The following is a 639-nucleotide window of genomic DNA, read 5'->3' as shown; positions in this document are numbered from 1 at the left end:
AATTATGAATTCTTTCAACTCCACACGGTAGATTAGGAACAGGAGGTAGGAGCCATGGAACTAAAGAAACTTTTTCCTTTCAACTCCACACGGTAGATTAGGAACCTTTTTAACAAGTTTTTTTATTCTTTTTTCAACTTCGTTCTTTCAACTCCACACGGTAGATTAGGAACGGCTGTGTTGTCTTATCTATGATCTCTCACAAGTGATCTTTCAACTTCACACGGTAGATTAGGAACAACACAAGCATACAAGCATTTCACTATAATTAGCATTCTTTCAACTCCACACGGTAGATTAGGAACGGTGTGCTATAGAGACATAGAGAACGCCTCAATATTGGCTTTCAACTCCACACGGTAGATTAGGAACAGTTCATAGACCTTGACCCGTCAGATGTCCAATCCCACCTTTCAACTCCACACGGTAGATTAGGAACTAATCGGTTTTGGAATGTATTTAACAGCAAAATTAACTACTTTCAACTCCACACGGTAGATTAGGAACGTCTCTTATGGCTTCTTTTTTCCGCGGTTTTAACACGACTTTCAACTCCACACGGTAGATTAGGAACCCCAACTGACCACTTTAATCAAAATAAGACAAATCAATAATTTTGTCAAGGGGGTACCCCTCGCA

General features: G+C 39.7%; 1 CRISPR repeat array (only partly in view).

The features are described 5' to 3' along the window. Positions 1 to 574: direct repeats of the CRISPR family, unit length 29 nt; unit sequence CTTTCAACTCCACACGGTAGATTAGGAAC; it reaches 448 nt to the left of the window's first position. Positions 575 to 639 lie beyond the last annotated feature (65 nt).

The organism is Thermocrinis jamiesonii, from assembly GCF_000702425.1.
In the GTDB taxonomy this organism is placed as follows: domain Bacteria; phylum Aquificota; class Aquificia; order Aquificales; family Aquificaceae; genus Thermocrinis; species Thermocrinis jamiesonii.
The sequence above is the reverse complement of the archived record's forward strand: the minus strand, read 5'-3'. Positions and strand labels throughout refer to the sequence as shown.